Raw genomic sequence first — 19,752 nt, 5'->3', positions numbered from 1 at the left:
CGCGGAAACAGGAAACGAGGAGTTCGACATGAGCGACATCACCTGCCTACGGACCCGCAGGCATCGCCGGGAATGGGAGCGCGCGATCAGGCGTTTCGCCAGACGCGCCGCCCGTCACATGGGCGCCGATCTGAGGGTGTCCGCGCTGTTGCCGCTCCTCGTGGTCGTCGCGGCGCCGGGCGCGTTCGCGTTGCCGGTCGGCGAGCAGGTTCAGGCGGGCAGCGTGACGGTCAACCGGCCAAACGCGACGTCGATGACGATCACGCAAGGCTCGCAGAAGGGCATCGTGAACTGGAACGGGTTTTCGATCGCGGGCAACGAGCGCGTCGATATTTCGCAGCCGTCGGCGCAGGCGGTGCTGCTCAATCGCGTCGTCGGCAATGAAGTCAGCCGCATCGCGGGGCAGCTCAACGCGAACGGGCAAGTGTTTCTCGTGAATCCGGCGGGCGTCGTGTTCGCGCGCGGGGCATCGGTGAATGTGGGATCGCTCGTCGCATCGACGCTCGGCATTTCGAACGACGCGTTTCTCGCGGGCAAATATCACTTCGCGCAGGGCGGCGCGGCGGCCGGCAAGGTGTCGAACCAAGGATCAATCACGGCCGCGACCGGCGGCGCGGTCGCGTTGCTCGGCGCGCAGGTCGACAACAGCGGACTCGTCAGCGCGACGCTCGGCAAGATCGCGATCGGCGCGGGCAGCGACATCACGCTCGATTTCGCGGGCGACGGCCTCACGATGCTGAAGGTGAACGACAAGGTCGCGAACGCGCTCATCGGCAATTCGGGGACGCTGCAGGCGGACGGCGGACAGATCGTGATGTCGGCGCGCGCCGCCGACGACGCCGCGGCGAGCGTGCTCAACCAGACGGGCACGGTGCGCGCGAGGAGCGTCGAGTCGCGCAACGGGCGCATCGTGCTCAATGGCGGATCGGCGGGCGAGACGGATATCGGCGGCAGCGTCGATGTCAGCGCGCCCGATTCGGGCAAGGGCGGACAGATCGACGTGACCGGCTACCACGTCGCGGTGAGCGACGGTGCGCGTGTCGACGCGAGCGGCGCGGGCGGCGGCGGCCGCGTGCGTGTGGGCGGCGGTGCGGCGGGCAAGGCGCCGGACATCGTCAACGCCGATGCGCTCTGGATGAGCCCGAACGCGCACGTCATGGCCGATGCGCTCGTCGCGGGCGACGGCGGCAACATCGTCATGTTCGGGACGGAAGCGGCGCGCGTGTACGGCGAGCTTTCCGCGAAGGGCGGGCCGGGCGGCGGCAACGGCGGGCTCGTCGAGACGTCGGGCAAGTATCTGGCGACGGACGGTGCGCGGATTCACGTCGAGGCGCTGCGCGGGCACGGCGGGCAATGGCTGCTCGATCCGTCGAGCATCGAAATCGTCAATACGGCGCCGTCGAGCGTGAGCACGGGCACCACCGACAGCACGTCATGCTGCTCGCTTCAGGCGCTCAGCACGAGCCTGGGTCCGGCTCTTTCCACGACGACGAATCCGGTGACGTTCACGCCGGGCGCGGGCGACAGCTACGTGCTCGCGTCGGACATCACGTCGCAACTGGACCGGGGCGCGTCGGTGACGATCTCGACCAGCAAGGACGGCGGAGGCGAATACAACGGCGACATCACGATGCTGAAAGGGACGAGCATCACAAAGACCGCCGCCGACAACGAAGGCACGCTCACGCTGAACGCCAACGGCTCCATCACCGTGCTCGGAACCATCGGCGGCGCGGCGGGCGACCAGCGGCCGGCGGGCAAGCTGAACGTCGTGCTCGACGCGAACACGGGCGCCTCGGGGCAAAGCAACATTCTGCTTTCCGGCGCGTCGATCAGCACGAATGGCGGTTATCTGGCCATCGGCGTGCCGCAAAGCGTTGCCGGGACGCCCGCGGCCGCGAAGCGCTTCGACGGCGCGGCGGTCGGCATCATCGACTCCAGGATCGACACGACCGTGCCGCAAGGCCCGACCGGTCTCGCGAGCGGCTCGGTGACGATCAACGGGCAAGGCACGCTCAAGGTTCCGGACACGATTTTCGGGATCAGCGACACGGACGTGGGCCTAACGAAGAACCAGGCCTATGCGCCCGTCACCATCAGCAGTTCGAGCATCGCCACTTCGGTCAGCGACATTTCTGTGTCGGGGCAGGCCGGCGGCGACTTCGGGGCGCCGGCGGGCGTCGCCATCGGCGGGACATCGAGCCTGCGCACGTCGTCGGGCAACATCAGCATCACAGGCAGCGCGCCGACCACCAAGGAGCGCGTGCAGACGTTCACCGACATATACGGCGTCGCGCTTCGTCCGGCATCGCTCAGTCCGTCGACGGCGCTATTGAGTACCACGACGGGCAACATTTCCATCACCGGTACGGGACCGGCGATGGATAGCGCGGTCAGCTCGGTGAGCGGCGGCGGCGTCCTGATCGCGCCGACGGCACGCCTCGACCAGAGCACCACGGTCATACGGACCGGGTCGGGAAACGTGAACATCATCGGCAACGGGATGTCGATCGGCACCGCGTTCGGCGGCGTGAGCGGCGCGGGCGTGATGTTCCGGCCGGAATTCCTCGGCTCGGGCGTCGGTCCGCTCGTGCATACCGGCTCGGGCAACGTCTCGATTTCGGCCTCCGCGACCACGATCGCGAACCTGACCGGGGGAACGCTGTCCGGCTCGGGCGTGAGCATCGCGGCGGACGGGGGCCAAGGCTTTCCCTTCAGCCCGTCCGTCGTTTCGGACGCCGGCAATATCTTCGTTACGGGCAACGGGGCGAGCGTCACGGGAACCGTGAGCGGCGGAACGGTCGGCGGCTCGGGCATCGCCATCGGCGGATCGTCGGTTGCGCTGAGCACAGGCGGCGCGGGCAGCATCACGCTCAACGGCAACGGGCCGAAGGTGCAGGCGCTCAACACCGGATCGGTGTCGGGTTCCGGCGTGAGCATGGTGGCGGCGTCCGTCTCCACGAGCATCAACTCGATCAGCACGGCGAACGCACCGCTCGTGCAGACGCAGACGGGCCGCATTTCGATCGACGGCAAGGGGCCCGCCGTGCAGACCGTGGCCTCGCTTTCGACTTCGACCTCGGTGTCGACCGGCATCGGCAGCGTGACCGGCGACGGCGTGAGCCTGCTGCGGGCTTCGCTCAGCACGAGCGCTGGCGGGATCGTTCCGGTGATTTTGTCCGCGAGCGGCGACGTCGATGTTCACGGCACCGGGGCGGTCGTGCAGCGTTCGCCCGGGCGTGTCGGGGGCAACGGCGTGCGGATCATCGGCACGTCGCTCGGCACCGGCGGCGCGATGAGCATTACGGGAACGGGCGCGACGGCCGGCGGCGGCAGCGCCGCCGTCGCGGGCGCGGGTGTGTACGCGCAGAACGCGCGGATCTCATCGACCGGCGCGGACGTGTCGATCACCGGCACGTCGGCGAACGGCAAGCGGCGCTACGTTCCGGCGATCGAGGGCAACGAAGAACCGGTTCATTTCGACGGCGTGCATCTCGAAGCATCGGATGTCGCGGCAAGCGGCGGCAGACTGTCGATTCGCGGCACCGCGCCCGATGGCATCGCCGCCTACGGCGTGTTCGTGGCGGGCATGAGCCCGGCGCTCGGCTTGCACGCCGACGGCGCGGTCACGATCTACGGTCTGGGCAGCGGCGCGGACGGCGTGGCGCTGGCAGGCACGTCGTCGAATCGCGGCGTCGTCGGCTCGGCGAACGGTTCGATCGATATTCGCGGCGGCACCAACGGCCAGCTCGACGCGAACGGCGCGCATGGCAAAGGCGTATCGCTCGCCGATGTGACGCTTCAGGCCAACGCGCCCGCGCAGACGGTGTCGGTCACGGCATCGACACCCGCCGACGCCGCCACCGCGCTGTATATGAACCGGGCGACGCTCTCGGCGGGCGACCACGGCACGATCGTCGTGCGGGCGTCGAACTCGGGCAAATACGGCTTCGTGTTCGACGATTCCGGCAGCACGTTCTCGTCGCGCTTCGGCACGGTCGTGTTCGTGCCCGGCAAGGTCGGCGCGGACTTCGGCATCGTCGGCGACAACGCGCAGGCGATCAACGTGCTCGGCGCAAGCAGCGGCCTCGGCATCGGACCGTCGATGCTCGGCGCGATCGCGTCGAACATCGCGACGGTCGTCATCGGCTCGTCGACACAGACCGGGAAGATCACGGTCAGCCTGCCGCAAGGCTTCGCGCACGACCTCACGCTGCAGAACACGGGCGCGGGCAGCCAGGGCATCGATCTGCCTTCGGGCGCCGCGATGCCGGACAGGACGCTCGCGCTCGATTCGTCCGGTCGCGTCACCGATCCGGGCGGCATAAAAGCGCAGACGCTTTTGCTCGCGGGCGGCGGCGACTTCGATCTCGCCGACGCGGGCAACGACGTCAAAGTGCTCGCGCTGTCGGGCGCGCATGACGTGCGGTTTGCGACGGCGGGCGGCTTCACGATCGGCACGGCGAGCGCCAATGGTTTCGACGGCGCGACGGGCAACCTCGCCAGAATCGGCGGATCGCAGCCGAACGTCACCGGCGACCTCACCGCGATTTCCGATGGCGGCGCGATCGCGATCGGAACACCCGGCACGCCCGGCGCGCCGACGCACCTGAGCGCGGGCGGCAGCATCGACCTCGTGATGGAGCGCGGCGTCTTCGACAACGCGTCGGGCGGCACGATCGGCGCGGGCAACGCGTGGCGCATCTGGGCGGCGACGCGCAACGGCGAGAACCGCAACGGCGTCGATCCGGGCGGCGCGCTGCCGAACTTCTACGGCTGCGTCTACGGCGGATTCTGTAGCTGGAACGGGCAGCCGTCGCAGAGCGTCGTGCCGGCGGACGGCAACCACTTCGTCTACGCCGACCGGCCGACGGTCACCGTCACCATCGGCAGTCAAACGCGCGAGCAAGGCGGAGCGAACGGCGCGTTCGGTTTCGACGTCAGCGGTCTGCTCGCCGGCGATCGGCGCAGCACGTCCGTCGTCGCGGGACGGCTCGGCTCGTCCGCGACGACGATATCGGCGGCGGGCGTGTATGGCATCGACGGCACGTTTTCGTCGCCGGTTGGCTACAACGTCGTCGTGGAGCCGGGCACGCTGACCGTCACGCCGATGCAGCTTCAGGGCGCCGTTTTCAACACCAGCGGACTTCAGCCGCTTTTTACGGCGCAGGAACAGACCTTCGTCTACGAGAGCAATCTGGGCGCGGTCAACATCTGCGTCGGCACGAACGAGCCGATCCTCGCGCTGCAACAGCCCGAAGGCGACGCCGACGCGCTCGCGGCGGAATGGAAGCGCGTGCGCTCGCGGCCGAATCTGAACAACTGTCTGGTCGTGAACGGACAGCACGGCTGCGGCGAGTTTTGAGGAACCGCGATGATCGACATCGAACCGCTCCTCGCGCCGACAGAAACGACGCCGCCCGCAGGCATCGATCTGGAATACGACGCGGCGTTTCTCGAATTCGAAGCGCTCGCGCGCGGCATGCCGCAGCGTCAGTTCGACGTGCTCGTCGAGCCGCCGCCGTGGAACGACGTGCTGGAGCAGGGCGACGCGCTGCTCGCGCGCTCGAAGGATGTGCGCGTGGCGATTGCGTGGACGCGCGCGGCGGCGCATGTCCACGGACTCGCGGGCTTTCATGCGGGTTTGCGCCTGCTGACGGGCCTCGTCGAGCGCTATTGGGACGGCCTCTTCCCGCCGCTCGATCACGATGACGACAACGATGCCGTATTGCGCATCAACGCGCTTGCGCCGCTCGCCGATGCCTACACGCCGTTCGCGGAAGCCGAGACCTTGCTGCACGATCTGCGCGAATGCGAAGTGTGTCGCGTGCATGGCGAGCGGCTCGCCGTGCGCGACATTCTGGTGGCGCAGGGCAGGCTCGCGCCGGAGGAAGGCGCGAACGCCGCGACGCCGGCGCGCGTGGAAGGCATGCTCGCCGATGCCGTGGCGCAGGACGCCGAGCTTCTCGCGAATGGGCTCGATCTGCCGCGCGCCGTGCAGACGCTGTGCGCTTGCCTGACGGAGAAGCTCGGCGCGGAACGCGCGCCTTCGATGACCGCGCTGACGATCGCGACGCGTCACGTCGCCGCGCAGTTTCGCGCGTTCGCTTCGACGGACGCGCCCGAAGCATCCGCCGACATCACGACGATGAAAGAAGCGCCGACGCTTCGTCGCGCGATTGCCCGCCCCGGCGAGATCGCGACGCGCGACGATGCGCTCGCCGCGCTCGACGCGGTGTGCGCGTTTCTCGAACGCACCGAGCCGACCAATCCCGCGCCGCTGTTGATCCGCCGCGCGCGCGGATTGATGGGCAAGGATTTTCTCGCGGTGATGCAGGATCTCGCGCCCGACAGCCTCGCGCAGATTCATCTGATCGCGGGGACGAGGCCGCAGTGAGCGCGGGTTCTCGAATCGAGTCTTCAATCCGGCCACAACTCGTTCGTTTTAATTGCGTGGCTCATGCCCACTCGAAGGAGACGTCATGGCAACCAGCAGTCAGAAATTCATCGGGCGCAATCGTGCGCCGCGCGTGCAGATCGAATACGACGTCGAAACTTATGGGAGCGAGAAGAAGATTCAGCTTCCGTTCGTGATGGGCGTGATGGCCGATCTCTCCGGCAAGCCCGCCGAAGCGCTGCCGCCCGTCGATCAGCGCAAGTTCCAGGAGATCGACATCGACAACTTCGACAGCCGCATGAAGGCGATGCATCCGCGCGTCGCGTTTCAGGTGCCGAACAAGCTGACGGGCGAGGGCAACATCAGCGTCGATATCACGTTCGAGAACATGGACGATTTTTCGCCCGCGGCCGTCGCGCGCAAGGTCGATGCGCTCGCGAAGTTGCTCGAAGCGCGCACGCAGCTCGCGAATCTCGTCATCTTCATGGACGGCAAGAACGGCGCGGAAGAACTGATCGCGCGCGTGCTCGACGATCCCGCGCTGCTCAAGACGCTCGCCACGGCTGCGCCATCCGCGGCTGCTGCAGCCGAATGAGACCCGAGAGCCTTGAAAGGAAACGACCATGTCCGACATTCCGCAATCCGCCGAACCGCAAGCCGAAGCGCCTTCCGCGTTGCAGGGCGCGCTGCTCGAAGGCGACGATCTCGCCGCGCTGCTCAACCGTGAGTTCCGTCCGAAGAGCGACGAAGCCAAGAGCGCCGTGCAGACGGCCGTGCAGACGCTCGCGCAGCAGGCGCTTTCGCAGACGAAGCTCGTTTCCGGCGATGCGATCCGCTCGATTCAGGCGATGATCGCCGAGATCGACGCGAAGCTCACCGAGCAGGTCAACGAAGTCATGCATCACGCGGACTTCCAGAAGCTCGAGGGTTCGTGGCGCGGGCTGCACTATCTCATCAACAACACCGAAACCGACGAGATGCTCAAGATTCGCGTGATGAACATCTCGAAGAAGGATCTAGGCAAGACGCTCAAGCGCTTCAAGGGCGTCGCGTGGGATCAGAGTCCGCTTTTCAAGCAGATTTACGAGCACGAGTACGGGCAGTTGGGCGGCGAGCCGTTCGGCGCGCTGATCGGCGATTACTACTTCAACCAGACGCCGCCCGATGTCGAGATGCTCGGCGAAGTGTCGAAGATCGCGGCATCGGCGCATGCGCCGTTCATCGCCGCCGCCGATCCGAGTCTCTTGCAGATGGACTCGTGGCAGGAGCTGGCCAATCCGCGCGATCTCACCAAGATATTCGGGACACCGGAATATGCGAGCTGGAGATCGCTGCGCGCATCCGAGGATTCGCGTTACATCGGCCTCGCGATGCCGCGTTTTCTGGCGCGCGTGCCGTACGGCGCGAAGACCGAACCGGTCGATGAATTCGACTTCGAGGAAGACACCGGTTCCGCGGATCACACGAAATACACGTGGGCGAATTCCGCTTATGCGATGGCGGTGAACATCAACCGGTCGTTCAAGTTGTATAGCTGGTGCTCGCGGATTCGCGGCGTGGAATCGGGCGGCGCGGTCGAAGGTTTGCCGGTGCACAGTTTTCCGACCGACGACGGCGGCGTCGATATGAAATGCCCGACCGAGATCGCCATTTCAGACCGGCGTGAGGCGGAACTGGCGAAGAACGGCTTCATGCCGCTGATTCATCGCAAGAACTCGGATTTCGCGGCGTTCATCGGCGCGCAGTCGCTGCAAAAGCCGTTCGAGTATGAAGATCCGGACGCGACCGCGAATGCCGCGCTTGCCGCGCGGTTGCCGTATCTCTTTGCTTGCAACCGCTTTGCGCATTATCTGAAGTGCATCGTGCGCGACAAGATCGGCACGTTCAAGGAACGCTCGGATATGGAGATCTGGCTCAACAAGTGGATCACGCAGTACGTCGATGGCGATCCGGCGAATTCGTCCGAGCACACGAAGGCGCAAAAGCCGCTCGCGGCCGCGGAGGTCAAAGTGCAGGAAGTGCCGGGCGCGCCGGGGTATTACACGTCGCAGTTCTTCTTGCGGCCGCATTATCAGTTGGAAGGGCTGACCGTGTCGCTCAGGCTGGTTTCGAGGTTGCCTTCGGCGAAGCAGGCGGCTTGATGCGTGGTTGGTTGGATGATGCCCGCGATGGTTACGTCGCGGGCATTTGCATCACCGTCACCTGCGAAGCATCCCCCACCCAAACCGCGCTGGCACTAAAGTTATCGTGCCCCGGCCGCGCGGCCTCACGCAGATGCGCCACCATCAGATCCAGCCACGCTTGAGGCGTCCGAGCGCGCCCGATCGCATCGATCATCACCGACTCGTCGAGATACTCCCAAAACCCATCGGTGCAAAGCAGAAAGGCGTCGCCCTCCGCGATGAGAAACGGCTCATCCGACGCCGCGATCGACAGATCATCCGCCGTTCCGAGCGCCGAAAACAGCACGTTACGGCGCGGATGCGTTCGCACGTCGCGGCTCTCCAGCAGATTCGCATCGATCATGCTCTGCACGAGACTGTGATCCTGCGTTTGCACAACCGTCGCGCCGCGCCGGAAGCAGTAAAGCCGCGTGTCGCCGCAATGCGCCCACGCCGCGATGCCCGTGCTTTCGTCGATGCCGAGCAGCACCGCCGTCGAACGCATCTGCGAAAGATCGCGGTCGTGCTCCTGCGCATCGATGATCGCGTCGTTCGCGCGCAGCAGCACGCGCAACAGGTTCGGCCCGGTCAGCGCGACGCCCGCCGATGCCACGCGCGTCAATTCCGCGAGCACGGTATCGACCGCGATGCGCGATGCCGCATCGCCGCCGCCGTGACCGCCCGCGCCGTCCGCGACCACGCTCGCAAAGAGCGCCGCATGCCGCCACGTCGCCAGCGCGTCCTCGTTGCGCGACCGGCCGCCCACATCGCTCACGCTCGCGGTTTGCAATTGCATGTCGTGTCTCTCGTTACCGGCGTTGTTTAAGCTCGTCGATCTGCGCCTCGTAGGCGGCGACGAACGCTCGGCCGAACAGCGTATGGAAATCTTCGGTGGCTTCGCGCGAAAGCTGGCCGTACATCTCGATGAAAAGATCCCAGCAGCGCGCGCGGCGATTCAATCCCGGCAGCACGCCGTCGAGCAGCGAGCGCCCGGACAGCCGCGCCTCGATGCGCTGCGGCTCGAAGCGCTCGAACACGCCGTCGAGCGCCGCGCGCATCCCCGCGACCATGCCGACCTGATGCGCCCGCAGATCGGCGTACGCATCGTCGAGGGCGGCGGCGGGCGGCATGAAGCCGCGCATCTGCGGATTGAGCAGATGCATGAGCGCGGCCTCCACGTTCGGCGAAAACTTGAGCGGATTGTTGTCCGACGCTTCGATCATCGTCGCGCCCGTTCGCATCTCGCGCTTGAGCGCGGCGCGCGCGGCGAGCAGTTCGAGCGTGCCGCGCGCCGCTTCGCGCAGCAGCTCGCCGAGAAGCTGCATCAGCGCGGGCGTCAGCGCATCGATACGCACGCCGTGCGTGTTCAGCCCGCGCAGGAAGGCATCGACGAGCGCGCGATCGTCGGCGAGCTCCGCTTTCGATGCAACCGCTGACGGCGTCGGCGCCGATCGCGGACGCGGCGGCGTGAACGCGCTGTGCAGTTCCGATCCGGCGTCCGGCCGCGTCGCGGGCGTCCCGGCGGGGCGCGCCGCGGCCGTCAGGCTGGCGAACGGATCGGCATCGTGCGCGGTGTTGGGCTGCGCAAGCGGTTCGACGAGCGGATCGGTGATCGACGCTCCGTCGGACGACGCGCCCGGCGCGAGGTCGAACAACTCGTCGATCGAGCGTTTGCCCGCCGGATCGTCGAAGCCGAAGTCGAAGTGTTCGGCAGCTTTCGGCTTCGGCGTGTGGAGGTTGGCGTCGAAATCGCCAGGCGCCGACGAACCCGCGTCGAACAATCCCGCGAACGGATCGTCCGATGGCGCGTTGGCCGTGACCGTATCGTCATCGACGCCGATATCCGCGCGCAGCTGATAGCCGCCGATCTGCACTTCGTCGCCGTGCGCGAGCGCGACTTCCTGGCCCGGATCGAGCGGCGCGCCGTTGACGAGCGCCGGATTGCTGCCGCGGTCGATCAGCAGAAAGCGCCCGTCGCGCCACTCGATCTGCACATGCAGACGCGAGACCGTGCGCTCGGCGTCATCGAGCACGAGCCGGTTCGTGACCGCACGCCCGACCGTGCCGCCGTCGGCATCGAAGGTCGCCGAGAGCGGCACGCGCGGCGGCTGTCCGTTGTGAAGCGTCACCGTGAGCGTGAGCATGGTTCACTCGAACGCGTAGACGAAGTCGCCCGCGCTCGCCGAGAGCCGGATGTGCGCCAGCGCGCCGCCTTCGGTGAGACGCGTCAGATATTCCGTCGAGATGCGCGGCAGGACGGTGTTCGTGAGCAGCGCGTCGATCACGCGGCCGCCCGATTCGGCTTCGGTGCAGCGCGAAACGATGAGCCGCACGGCGTCGTCGTCGTACTCGAACGGAATGCCGTGATTGTCCGCGACGCGCCGCCGGATGCGTTCGAGCTGAAGCCGCACGATGTCGGCCATCATCGCGTCGGAAAGCGGGTAGTAGGGCACCGTGACGAGCCGGCCGAGCAGCGCGGCGGGAAACACGTCGAGCAGCGGGCCGCGCAACGCGCGCGCGAGTTCCTCCGGCGCGACCGCGCGCGCGGGATCGCGGCACATCGACATGATGACTTCCGAGCCGACGTTCGACGTCAGCAGGATGATCGTGTTCTTGAAGTCGATGTAACGCCCTTCGCCGTCTTCCATCCAGCCCTTGTCGAAAACCTGGAAGAAGATTTCGTGGACGTCGGGATGCGCCTTCTCCACTTCGTCGAGCAGCACGACGCTGTACGGACGGCGGCGCACCGCTTCGGTCAGGATGCCGCCCTCGCCGTAACCCACATAGCCGGGCGGCGCGCCCTTCAGCGTCGAAACCGTATGCGCTTCCTGAAACTCGCTCATGTTGATGACGATGACGTTCTGCTCGCCGCCGTAGAGCGTTTCGGCGAGCGCGAGCGCCGTTTCCGTCTTGCCGACGCCCGACGTGCCCGCGAGCAGGAACACGCCGATCGGCTTGTCGGGATTGTCGAGCCGCGCGCGCGAAGTCTGGATGCGCTTCGCGATCATCTCGAGCGCGTGGCGCTGGCCGATCACGCGGCGATCGAGCGCATCGGCGAGATTGAGCACGGCGGCCAGCTCGTTCTTCAGCATTTTGCCGACCGGAATGCCGGTCCAATCGGCGACGACGCCCGCGATCACGCCCGCGTCGACGCTCGGCAAAATCAGCGGCGCATCGGCCTGCAATTCGGCGAGACGCGATTTGAGCGACGCGAGGCGCGCGAGCTGGTCATCGCGTGAAGCGGCGTCGGCGGCTTCGCGCAACGTCGCGCGCAACGCAAGCAGTTCGTCGACGACGCGCTTTTCCTCCTTCCAGCGCGCTTCGAGCCCGCCGAGCGCATCGCGTTCGCGTGCGAGCATCGCGGCGACATCGGCTGCGCGCGTGCCGACATCGACGCCCGCATTCGCCTCCCGCGCGACGATCTGCGCCTCGACTTCGAGCGCCTCGATACGGCGTTGGCAGTCGTCGACGAGCGGCGGCGTCGCGTGCTGGCTGACGGCGACGCGCGCACACGCCGTGTCGATGAGCGACACGGCCTTGTCGGGCAACTGCCGCGCCGGAATATAGCGATGCGACAGCCGCACGGCCGCCTCGATCGCCTCGTCGAGCAACTGCACGCGATGATGCCCTTCGAGCACCGCCGCGACGCCGCGCAGCATCCGCACGGCCTTGTCCTCGTCCGGCTCCTGAACCTGCACGATCTGAAAGCGCCGCGTGAGCGCGGGATCTTTCTCGATGTGCCGCTTGTATTCGGCCCACGTCGTGGCCCCGATCGTGCGCAGATCGCCGCGCGCGAGCGCCGGTTTCAGCAGATTGGCGGCATCGCCGGTGCCGGCCGCGCCGCCCGCGCCGACGAGCGTATGCACTTCGTCGATGAAGAGAATCACCGGCTTCGGACTCGCCTGCACATCCTCGACGACCTGACGCAGACGCTGCTCGAACTCGCCCTTCATGCTCGCGCCCGCCTGCAAAAGCCCGAGATCGAGCGACAGCAGCGCGACCTCGCGCAAGGGCGGCGGCACGTCACCGCGCGCGAGCCGCTGCGCGAAGCCTTCGACAACGGCGGTCTTGCCGACGCCCGCTTCGCCCGTCAGCAGCGGATTGTTCTGCCGCCGCCGCATGAGAATATCGACGAGCTGGCGAATCTCGTCGTCGCGGCCCGTAACGGGGTCGAGCTGGCCGCGGCGCGCCTTGTCGGTGAGATCGGTCGCGTATTTGCGCAGCGCTTCCTGCTGGCCCATGGCGGCGGGCGCGGCTTGCGCATCGGCCGCGTCCGGCTGCGGCTCGGCTTCGCTTTCCTCGACCGAATCCGCGACGATGCGCGCGAAATTGTCCGACAGGTCTTCCGGCTTGATGCGCTCGAATTGCCGCGATATGCCGACGAGCACGCTGCGCAGCCGCTGCGTCTTCAGCATGCCGACGAGCACATGCCCGGTCCGCACTTTGTTCGCGCCGAACAGCAGCGTGCCGTAGACCCAGCCGCGCTCGATCGCATCGCCGATGTGCTCGGAGATGTCGGAGATCGACGTCGCGCCGCGCGGCAGGCGATCGAGCGACGCGGTCAGCTCGCGCGCAAGGGCGGCGGCGTCCACGCCGTAATGCGCGACGATGCGCTGCCAGTCGGAGTTCGGCGTCTCCAGAATCTGCATGATCCAGTGCGCCAGCTCGACATACGGATTGCCGCGCATCTTGCAGTAGACCGTCGCGCTTTCGACGGTCTTGTAGCCGAGCCTGTCGAGCTTGCCGAACAGCGCGACACGACTGATTTCCGCCATCGCCGGACTCCTTTTTTTACGATGCGCGCGGATCGAAGGCGCGCCTCCATCCGATAAGACGGCGCAGCGGCGGCTTTTTTTCAACGTGTCCGCGTTCAGGCGAGATGCGCGTCGGCGTCGAGCGCGAGATCGGCGCAATCGGCACGGCGCGCGGCGAGACCGAGCCACGCCGAATAGCCGAGCCGTCCGTAGCGGCCGAGCTGCGCGGTCGGCACGTCGTCGGCGGCGAGGACGAGTTGCGCGTCCCATGCAAGCTCGCCGTTCAGATGCCGGCGCACCACGGCGACGAGCGTCGGCAGCGCGGCGCCGCCCGGCAGCAGCGACTCGAACTGCGCGAGCGACAGCGGCCCGATCGCGAGGCGAAACGCGTGCTGCCGATCCCACACCGCGCGTCCCAGCACCGCGCCGCGTCCGAGTTGGGCGAAGCCCGCTGGATCGCCGGGACCGTGCATCGCCCGATGCCGCAACGCAGTGCGCTCGTCGCGTTGCAGCGTCATCCAGTGCCCGCGATACGGCTCCACGCGCACCGGCACGCGCAAGAGCGCGCTCGCGATCGCTTCGAGCACGTCGGCGGGACGCGTCTGCATGTTGGCGAGGCCCGCGAAATGCAGCTTCGCGTGATCGGAGACGGCGTCGCGATTGCGGCTGGCTTCATCCGCGAGTCCGATCAGCGCGCCCGCATAGAAGGCGAAGCGGTCGTGGCCGGGACGATCCAGCCACGCTACCGGCCGTCCCTGCGCCCACGCGCGATAGAACAGCAGCAGGAATCGATGCAGCAGCGTATCGAGCAGGTGCGCGAAAGCCGTGTCGCCGCGATGCAGCGCGCGCTCGCGGGCGAAGTCCGTCAGATGCAGCGGCAGCGGGCCGTTCGGTCCGAGATAACCGAAGAAGCGCTGTTCGAGGCGCGGCGCGCGGGCGTTCTCATCGCGTGTGAGCGCGGCGAGCGGCGCGGGCGCGAACGAAAGCGATACGTCCTGCGCGAGACGCAGCGGCTCGTCGGCGGGACGCGCGCCGCAGCCGAGACGCGGCAAGTGCGGCGTCAGTGCCTCGACGTGCCGCATCAGGCGATAGAAATCGTGCCGATGCGGCTCGGCGGCGACTGCATCGAAGAGATCGACGAGTGCGCGCGCAGGCTCGGGCAGCGCCGCCGCGCTCAGAAGATCGCTCTCGTCCCGCATCGCGGTGCCAGGCGCAGGATTTCGCCGCGCGCGCTCGTGCGCAAAGCGGTCTGCACGAACGCGTTGATCGACACGTAGCGCGCGAAAAAGCGGTCCAGCACGCAGCCGAAGAGCCACGCGCTGCCGCCCTGAAAGGCGAGATCGTCGACGAGCACGTCGATCATGAGGCCGCGACCGAACGCGATCGGACCGGGCATCGGCAGACGGCGCACGACGCCGCGCGCATCCACGGCGGCGACGCCCGCGACCTGGCTTCGCCCCGCCTGATCGGCGTCCGCGACATGCAGCATCAACAGCGCGCGCAACGCGGCGGCGGCTTCGCGCGGCCCGTTCGACACCGACAGGTAATGCAGCGACAATTGATCGATGAGCCGCCAGCTCCGCGCCGCGTCGAGATTCGCGGGCGCGGGCCGCGACGGGCCGCTCACACAGCGCACGCGGCTCACGGGCGCGGCGATGTCGAGCGAGAAATCGTCGCCGGTGGCGCTGCGCGGCATCATCAAAGGCAGATCGCGATTGGTGCAGAGCGTCGCGAACGACAGTTGCCGCAGCGAGCCGCGATACGGCGCGGCGTTGGGGTCGACGATCGATACATACGTCTCGCTGCCCACGTATTCCGTGCGCGCGCCGCTCTTGCGCCGTCCGGCGGGCACGATGCGCGGCTCGCGCTCGGTCATGAAGTACGCGGCGTCGCCGGGGCGGTCCGCGAGAAAGTCCGCGTAGAACGGATGGAATGTCTGCTCCGCATCGTCGTTCGCGCCGTAGCCCGAGACGGCAGTGACGGAATGCACTTCGAAGTCGAGCGGATGCGTGCGGTCCGGCACGACATGAAAGCGCGCGGCGGCTTCGGTCACGAGCGCGCGATCCGCGTGCTTCGCGAAGAGATTGATCGCGGGCACGCAATCGAGCAAAACGTTGTCCTTGGTGACGATGCGTTCGAGCGACGCATCGCCGTTCGCGAGCAGAAACGTCAGTTCGATTTCGCGCGATGCGAACGACGGCAGCACATCGGCGAACCCGGCGAGGCGCGCGAATCGAAACCGCTCGGGCAGCGCGAAATACTCATGCAGCAGCCGATAACCCTGAAACGCGTTCGGCGTGACGGGCAGGAGCGCTTCGCGATCGCCGAAACCGGCGGGCGCGACGGCATCGGCGGGCAACGCGGCAAGCGCGCGGCTCGGGCGCTCGGGCGTCGATACGACGACGGCGAGCGTCCCCGACATCACGAGTTCGTACAGGCGATACGCGGTTTCGTCGCCGCCCGCGAAATGCAGGTTCAGCGCATCGAGACGCAATGCGTCGAAGGACAGGCCTTCGGGCGTCGCGAGGCGGATGCGCAGCGCGCCCTTCACGCGCGGCGCGAGCGTCTGCGTCGCGGGAATCGCGGCGAGCGGCAGGTCCTGCATCTGCGCGACATAGCGCGCGTCGGTCAGCTCGATCGGCCAGAGCGTGAGATCGGCGCCGGTGCGGAATTCGCACGGCGTCATGTGCGCGCTCGCGGCATGCCGGGCGATGAGCGCGGTGCCGCGCGGCACGGTGAAGCCATCGGCGAGATTCGGATTCGCGAGATCGGGCGCGAGACGGGCGATCAGCATCGAAGGCGTCGGGCAGGCGGCCTGCGGCAGCACGACATGCGCGAGTTGCTGCGTGAAGCGCGAAAACTCCTCTTCGATCTTCAGTTGCACGCGCGCCGCGAGAAACGCCGTGCCTTCGAGCAGACGCTCGACATAGGGATCGGCCACGTCGATGCCGCTCATGCCGAGGCGCGCGGCGATCTTCGGAAACTGCTGCGCGAACTCCGCGCCCATCTCCCGCAGATGCGCGAGCTCGGTGTTGTAGTGACGCAGAAGTCGCGGGTCCATGTGCGTGGTCGTCGTGGTCAGCGCGGGAGTTCCATCACCGTGATGCCGCCTTCTTCCAGATCGATCTGCGTGCGCAGCGCGAATTCCAGCGGCACGGGCTGCGCCCACAGCAGGCCGCGAATCACGAGCGCGATCTGGTTGTGCATGTCGAGCACGGAACGGTCGAGCACCGGCTCGATTTCGAGCGTCGAGGGATCGATGCGCGGCTCGAAGCGCTCGATCGCCTGGCGAATCGCCTGTTCGAGCAATACCGTGTCGATGGTCGATGCGAATCGCCCCGACAAACACGGCAAGCCGTAATTGAGCACCGACGCGAACGCGTGCGGAAAGTCGTCCTCGACGATCGCATCGCCCAGATTCGTCGTGTTGAAGAGCCACGACACGTCGCGCAGCACGGCCGCGCGCAGCCCGCGATGCGACATGAAGCGCTCGCCGGGCGGATCGGCGCGCGTGGCGGGATCGTCGTCGATCAGGCGGTCGAGCAGCGTGGGCTGCAGACGGTCGGCGGCGCTGGGCTCGTTCATCGCGCGGTCCTTGCGCTCAACTCACGCGCCGCGTCGATACATCGAGCGCGAAGGTCACTTCCGCGCCGCGGCTGCCGGTCGCGGTCTGCGGCGCACAGGTCATCGTCAGTTGTTGCGCCGACAGTTCGAAGACCTCGCAGGGCCGCGCAAGGCGCACGCTCGTGTAGATCTGATAGTTGCGGATGTACGCCTGCTCCAGCTTCATCGACAGATATTCGATCTGCACGCCGTGGTCCGTGCCCGCCGCCTTGAAGCACTTCACATGCGCAACCGCGAGCAGTTCGGCCTGCGCGCACAGCTTCGCGAGGACGGGCGAGGCCGAGTCCACCGACTTGATGACGCAAAGCGCCGTGACGCGCATGTCGTTGGCATTGAGCGCGGCGGCGTGCGGCGCGGCGTCGTAGCCTTGCGCCCAGCGCCAGCCGTGGATCTGCATCGGCGTGTCCCAGTCGCCGCGCTTGGCCGCTTCGCCCTTGACCGGCGTGTTGCTGCGCTTGGGGACGACGTGCAGGAACATGTCGTCCGATTCCGTGAGCGCGAGCAGATCGAACTGGCGCAGGGCGTCGAGCGTGAGGTGGCTGTCGGGGCGCGTATCGCTGGGTTGCATCGTGCTCATCCGGTGGACGACGGTCTGAACACAAGACGGCGCACATCGCGCGATTTTGAAGTTCAAAAATGCGCGGTGCGTTTCGTTTTACCAGTGGATTGCACGCGCGGCGCGCAACGAAAGCCGATCACGACGGAGGATCACATGGCTACGACCGACTGTTATCTCAAGATCGATGGAATCGACGGCGAGTCGAAGCACAAGGGGGCGGAAGGGCAGATCGAAGTGCTGAGTTTCAACTGGGGCGTGACGAACGCGAGCAACCCGATGACGGGCAGCGGCAGCGGCATCGGCAAGGCGTGCCCCGGCGTGTTCCAGTTCGTGCATCAGTACGACAAGTCCGCGCCCACGCTCAAGAAGAACTGCGCGAGCGGCAAGCACATGGCGAACGCGAAACTCACCGTCAGCAAGGCGGGCGAAGGGCAGAAGGAATTTCTCACCGTCACGATGAAACAGGTCACGGTGACGAAGGTCTCGCTGATCTGCGTGCCGAATGGCCATCCGGAGCAGACGGTCGATCTGAGCTACGCGGACATCGAGTTCGAATACAAGCCGCAGGACGACAAGGGCGCGCTCGGCGGCGCCGTGAAGTTCGGCTGGGACGTGCGCAGCACCGAAGTGCGTTGATCCGTCAGGCGCTTCCCGCGCGGTCGGCCCGCGAGCGTGCTCGCTGACGCGCCAGCGGTCCGAGCAGATGGCTGATTTCGGCGACCGACAGAACCTGATCGGGGCTATCGAAATTCAGGGCGTTCATCGGCATTTGCGGCGCTTCGGCCTGCGCGGGATGTTGCACGATGCTCATTCCGCCCGCCGCCTTGATCGCCTGCAAGCCCCGCGTTCCGTCGCCGCCGCCGCCCGTCAGTACGACGCCCACGACGCGTCCGTGAAAGCACGCCGCCGCCGATTCGAAGAGCGGATCGGCCGCCGGGCGCACGTGATGGACCTTGGGACCGTCGTCGAGCGCGAGATGGCCGTCAGCCGATACCACGAGATGACGGCCCGGCGGCGCGAGATAAATGCGTCCGGGCTCGATGCTTTGTCCGTGACGCCCGTATTCCACGGTGAGCGACGTATGCCGCTGGATGCACTCGCCCAAAAGACGCGGCCCTGTCATTCCCGAATGGAGCACGATCAGAAGCGAGCCTTCATAGTCGGGATCGAGCGCACTCACGAGCCGGCATAGCGCCTTGAACCCGCCCTGCGAAGCTGCAACGACTGCAATGTCGCGTCGCACCGTCATGCTTGTCCTTGATTGTCTCTGAAGTTTTCTCCGTGGACCTAGCAAAGAAGATGCCGCGCGCCCGGATGAGCGGCGACGGGCGCGCCTGTTTCAACGAACGCCGGCTTCTTCCAGCAGCCATTCCTTGAACGCGATCACGGGCGCATGGGCCGCGCTTTCCGGCCGATGCACGAGGTAGTACGCCAACTCGCAACTCTGGACGATATCGAACGGCTTGACGAGGCGGCCTTCGGCCAGATCGCGTTCGACGAGCGTCGTGCGTCCGAGCGCCACGCCGTAACCGGAAATCGCGGTTTGCAGGCCCATCGCGGAATCGTTGAGCTGCAGTCCGCGGTCGGTATCGATGCGGTCGCGGCAGCCGGCATGCAGCAGCCACGAACGCCACGTCGGGAAGAGACCGGCGCCGGTCATCGACGTATCGTGGATGAGCGGATGATGTTGCAAATCGGACGGCGCTCCGAGCGCGTGCTCGCCTTCCATCAGCGCCGGGCTGCATACCGGAAAAAATTCGTCGCGCAGCAGGAACGTAGAGACGAGGCCCGCCCATGCTCCCGCGCCGTAGCGTATGCCGACGTCGATCCGTTCGGCGGTGAAGTCGGTGAGGCGGCCGCTCGTGTCGATCCGCAGGTCGTAGTAAGGATGTCTTCGCTGAAAGCGTTCGACGCGCCAGAGCAGCCAGCGATCCGCGAAAGCCGGCGGCACGGTCAGCGTAAAGACGATGCGCGACTTGCTGGCCTTCAGCCGTTCGACGGCACTCGACAGCAGATCGAAGCCGCCTTGCAGATCCGGCAGCGCAGCGCGGGCAGCGTCGGTCAATGTGAGACGCGACGGTCCCGATGCCGATCGATGGAACAACTCGATATCCAGATAGCTTTCGAGTCCGCGAATCAGTTGGCCGACCGCGGCCGGCGTGACGTTCAACTCGTCCGCCGCCGCAGCGTAGCTCAGATGCCGCGCGACCGCCTCGAAGGCTCGCAGTGCGTTCAGATTGCTGGGCGCTCGCATGT

The 19,752-nt window shown here is 66.9% G+C and carries 14 protein-coding genes; 5 read left to right on the top strand and 9 right to left on the bottom strand.

The window, feature by feature from the left end; translation table 11 throughout:
* Positions 1–28: 28 nt before the first annotated feature.
* The 4 genes from QCE49_RS17725 to tssC all read left to right on the top strand — a co-directional run bounded on the left by QCE49_RS17725 (position 29) and on the right by tssC (position 8,538).
* Positions 29–5,365, top strand: a complete 5,337-nt coding sequence (locus QCE49_RS17725; protein ID WP_250457045.1) for an S-layer family protein — start codon at positions 29–31, stop codon at positions 5,363–5,365.
* Between the two features lie 9 nt (positions 5,366–5,374).
* On the top strand, positions 5,375–6,397 hold the full coding sequence (gene tssA, locus QCE49_RS17720) for a type VI secretion system protein TssA (protein WP_250457044.1): 1,023 nt from the start codon (positions 5,375–5,377) through the stop codon (positions 6,395–6,397).
* Between the two features lie 85 nt (positions 6,398–6,482).
* The gene (tssB, locus tag QCE49_RS17715) at positions 6,483–6,992 is read left to right on the top strand and encodes a type VI secretion system contractile sheath small subunit (protein WP_008346450.1); all 510 of its coding nucleotides are present in this window, start codon (positions 6,483–6,485) and stop codon (positions 6,990–6,992) included.
* Positions 6,993–7,020: 28 nt separating this feature from the next.
* The gene (gene tssC, locus QCE49_RS17710) at positions 7,021–8,538 is read left to right on the top strand and encodes a type VI secretion system contractile sheath large subunit (RefSeq protein ID WP_008346451.1); all 1,518 of its coding nucleotides are present in this window, start codon (positions 7,021–7,023) and stop codon (positions 8,536–8,538) included.
* Between the two features lie 31 nt (positions 8,539–8,569).
* Here tssC and QCE49_RS17705 read toward each other — a convergent pair whose 3' ends face one another.
* The 7 genes from QCE49_RS17705 to QCE49_RS17675 all read right to left on the bottom strand — a co-directional run bounded on the left by QCE49_RS17705 (position 8,570) and on the right by QCE49_RS17675 (position 17,505).
* The gene (locus tag QCE49_RS17705; protein ID WP_008346453.1) at positions 8,570–9,355 is read right to left on the bottom strand and encodes a PP2C family serine/threonine-protein phosphatase; all 786 of its coding nucleotides are present in this window, start codon (positions 9,353–9,355) and stop codon (positions 8,570–8,572) included.
* Between the two features lie 13 nt (positions 9,356–9,368).
* Entirely contained in the window at positions 9,369–10,703 is a 1,335-nt protein-coding gene (gene tagH / locus QCE49_RS17700; RefSeq protein ID WP_250457043.1) for a type VI secretion system-associated FHA domain protein TagH, read from the bottom strand.
* Between the two features lie 3 nt (positions 10,704–10,706).
* On the bottom strand, positions 10,707–13,334 hold the full coding sequence (gene tssH / locus QCE49_RS17695; RefSeq protein WP_250457042.1) for a type VI secretion system ATPase TssH: 2,628 nt from the start codon (positions 13,332–13,334) through the stop codon (positions 10,707–10,709).
* A gap of 95 nt (positions 13,335–13,429) precedes the next feature.
* Entirely contained in the window at positions 13,430–14,512 is a 1,083-nt protein-coding gene (gene tssG / locus QCE49_RS17690) for a type VI secretion system baseplate subunit TssG (protein ID WP_250457041.1), read from the bottom strand.
* On the bottom strand, positions 14,488–16,374 hold the full coding sequence (gene tssF, locus QCE49_RS17685; RefSeq protein WP_250457040.1) for a type VI secretion system baseplate subunit TssF: 1,887 nt from the start codon (positions 16,372–16,374) through the stop codon (positions 14,488–14,490). The genes tssG and tssF overlap by 25 nt, the downstream gene beginning before the upstream one ends.
* A 17-nt stretch (positions 16,375–16,391) precedes the next feature.
* On the bottom strand, positions 16,392–16,898 hold the full coding sequence (tssE, locus tag QCE49_RS17680; protein ID WP_250437628.1) for a type VI secretion system baseplate subunit TssE: 507 nt from the start codon (positions 16,896–16,898) through the stop codon (positions 16,392–16,394).
* 16 nt (positions 16,899–16,914) lie between these two features.
* Positions 16,915–17,505: a type VI secretion system tube protein Hcp gene (locus QCE49_RS17675; RefSeq protein WP_008346463.1), complete on the bottom strand. Its 591-nt coding sequence runs from the start codon at positions 17,503–17,505 to the stop codon at positions 16,915–16,917.
* Positions 17,506–17,649: 144 nt separating this feature from the next.
* Between QCE49_RS17675 and QCE49_RS17670 the strand changes: the two genes are divergently transcribed.
* Entirely contained in the window at positions 17,650–18,132 is a 483-nt protein-coding gene (locus tag QCE49_RS17670; RefSeq protein WP_008346465.1) for a type VI secretion system tube protein Hcp, read from the top strand.
* Positions 18,133–18,136: 4 nt separating this feature from the next.
* Here QCE49_RS17670 and QCE49_RS17665 read toward each other — a convergent pair whose 3' ends face one another.
* The gene (locus tag QCE49_RS17665) at positions 18,137–18,745 is read right to left on the bottom strand and encodes a chemotaxis protein CheB (RefSeq protein WP_008346467.1); all 609 of its coding nucleotides are present in this window, start codon (positions 18,743–18,745) and stop codon (positions 18,137–18,139) included.
* A 90-nt stretch (positions 18,746–18,835) separates the two neighbouring features.
* Positions 18,836–19,750 (bottom strand): transcriptional regulator GcvA, encoded by a 915-nt coding sequence (gene gcvA / locus QCE49_RS17660; protein WP_175980192.1) that lies wholly within the window; start codon positions 19,748–19,750, stop codon positions 18,836–18,838.
* Between the last annotated feature and the right edge of the window lie 2 nt (positions 19,751–19,752).

The organism is Caballeronia sp. LZ008 (genome assembly GCF_031451435.1).
Lineage (GTDB): Bacteria > Pseudomonadota > Gammaproteobacteria > Burkholderiales > Burkholderiaceae > Caballeronia > Caballeronia zhejiangensis.
This window is presented reverse-complemented; position numbering and strand designations above follow the sequence as displayed.

Bases quoted from the DNA above. Each gene is read 5' to 3' on its own strand.
- tagH (WP_250457043.1), bottom strand. From the start codon at position 10,703: ATGCTCACGCTCACGGTGACGCTTCACAACGGACAGCCGCCGCGCGTG.
- tssE (WP_250437628.1), bottom strand. From the start codon at position 16,898: ATGAACGAGCCCAGCGCCGCCGACCGTCTGCAGCCCACGCTGCTCGAC.
- tssB (WP_008346450.1), top strand. From the start codon at position 6,483: ATGGCAACCAGCAGTCAGAAATTCATCGGGCGCAATCGTGCGCCGCGC.
- QCE49_RS17725 (WP_250457045.1), top strand. From the start codon at position 29: ATGAGCGACATCACCTGCCTACGGACCCGCAGGCATCGCCGGGAATGG.
- tssF (WP_250457040.1), bottom strand. From the start codon at position 16,374: ATGGACCCGCGACTTCTGCGTCACTACAACACCGAGCTCGCGCATCTG.
- tssH (WP_250457042.1), bottom strand. From the start codon at position 13,334: ATGGCGGAAATCAGTCGTGTCGCGCTGTTCGGCAAGCTCGACAGGCTC.
- QCE49_RS17665 (WP_008346467.1), bottom strand. From the start codon at position 18,745: ATGACGGTGCGACGCGACATTGCAGTCGTTGCAGCTTCGCAGGGCGGG.
- tssG (WP_250457041.1), bottom strand. From the start codon at position 14,512: ATGCGGGACGAGAGCGATCTTCTGAGCGCGGCGGCGCTGCCCGAGCCT.
- tssC (WP_008346451.1), top strand. From the start codon at position 7,021: ATGTCCGACATTCCGCAATCCGCCGAACCGCAAGCCGAAGCGCCTTCC.
- tssA (WP_250457044.1), top strand. From the start codon at position 5,375: ATGATCGACATCGAACCGCTCCTCGCGCCGACAGAAACGACGCCGCCC.
- QCE49_RS17670 (WP_008346465.1), top strand. From the start codon at position 17,650: ATGGCTACGACCGACTGTTATCTCAAGATCGATGGAATCGACGGCGAG.
- gcvA (WP_175980192.1), bottom strand. From the start codon at position 19,750: ATGCGAGCGCCCAGCAATCTGAACGCACTGCGAGCCTTCGAGGCGGTC.
- QCE49_RS17675 (WP_008346463.1), bottom strand. From the start codon at position 17,505: ATGCAACCCAGCGATACGCGCCCCGACAGCCACCTCACGCTCGACGCC.
- QCE49_RS17705 (WP_008346453.1), bottom strand. From the start codon at position 9,355: ATGCAATTGCAAACCGCGAGCGTGAGCGATGTGGGCGGCCGGTCGCGC.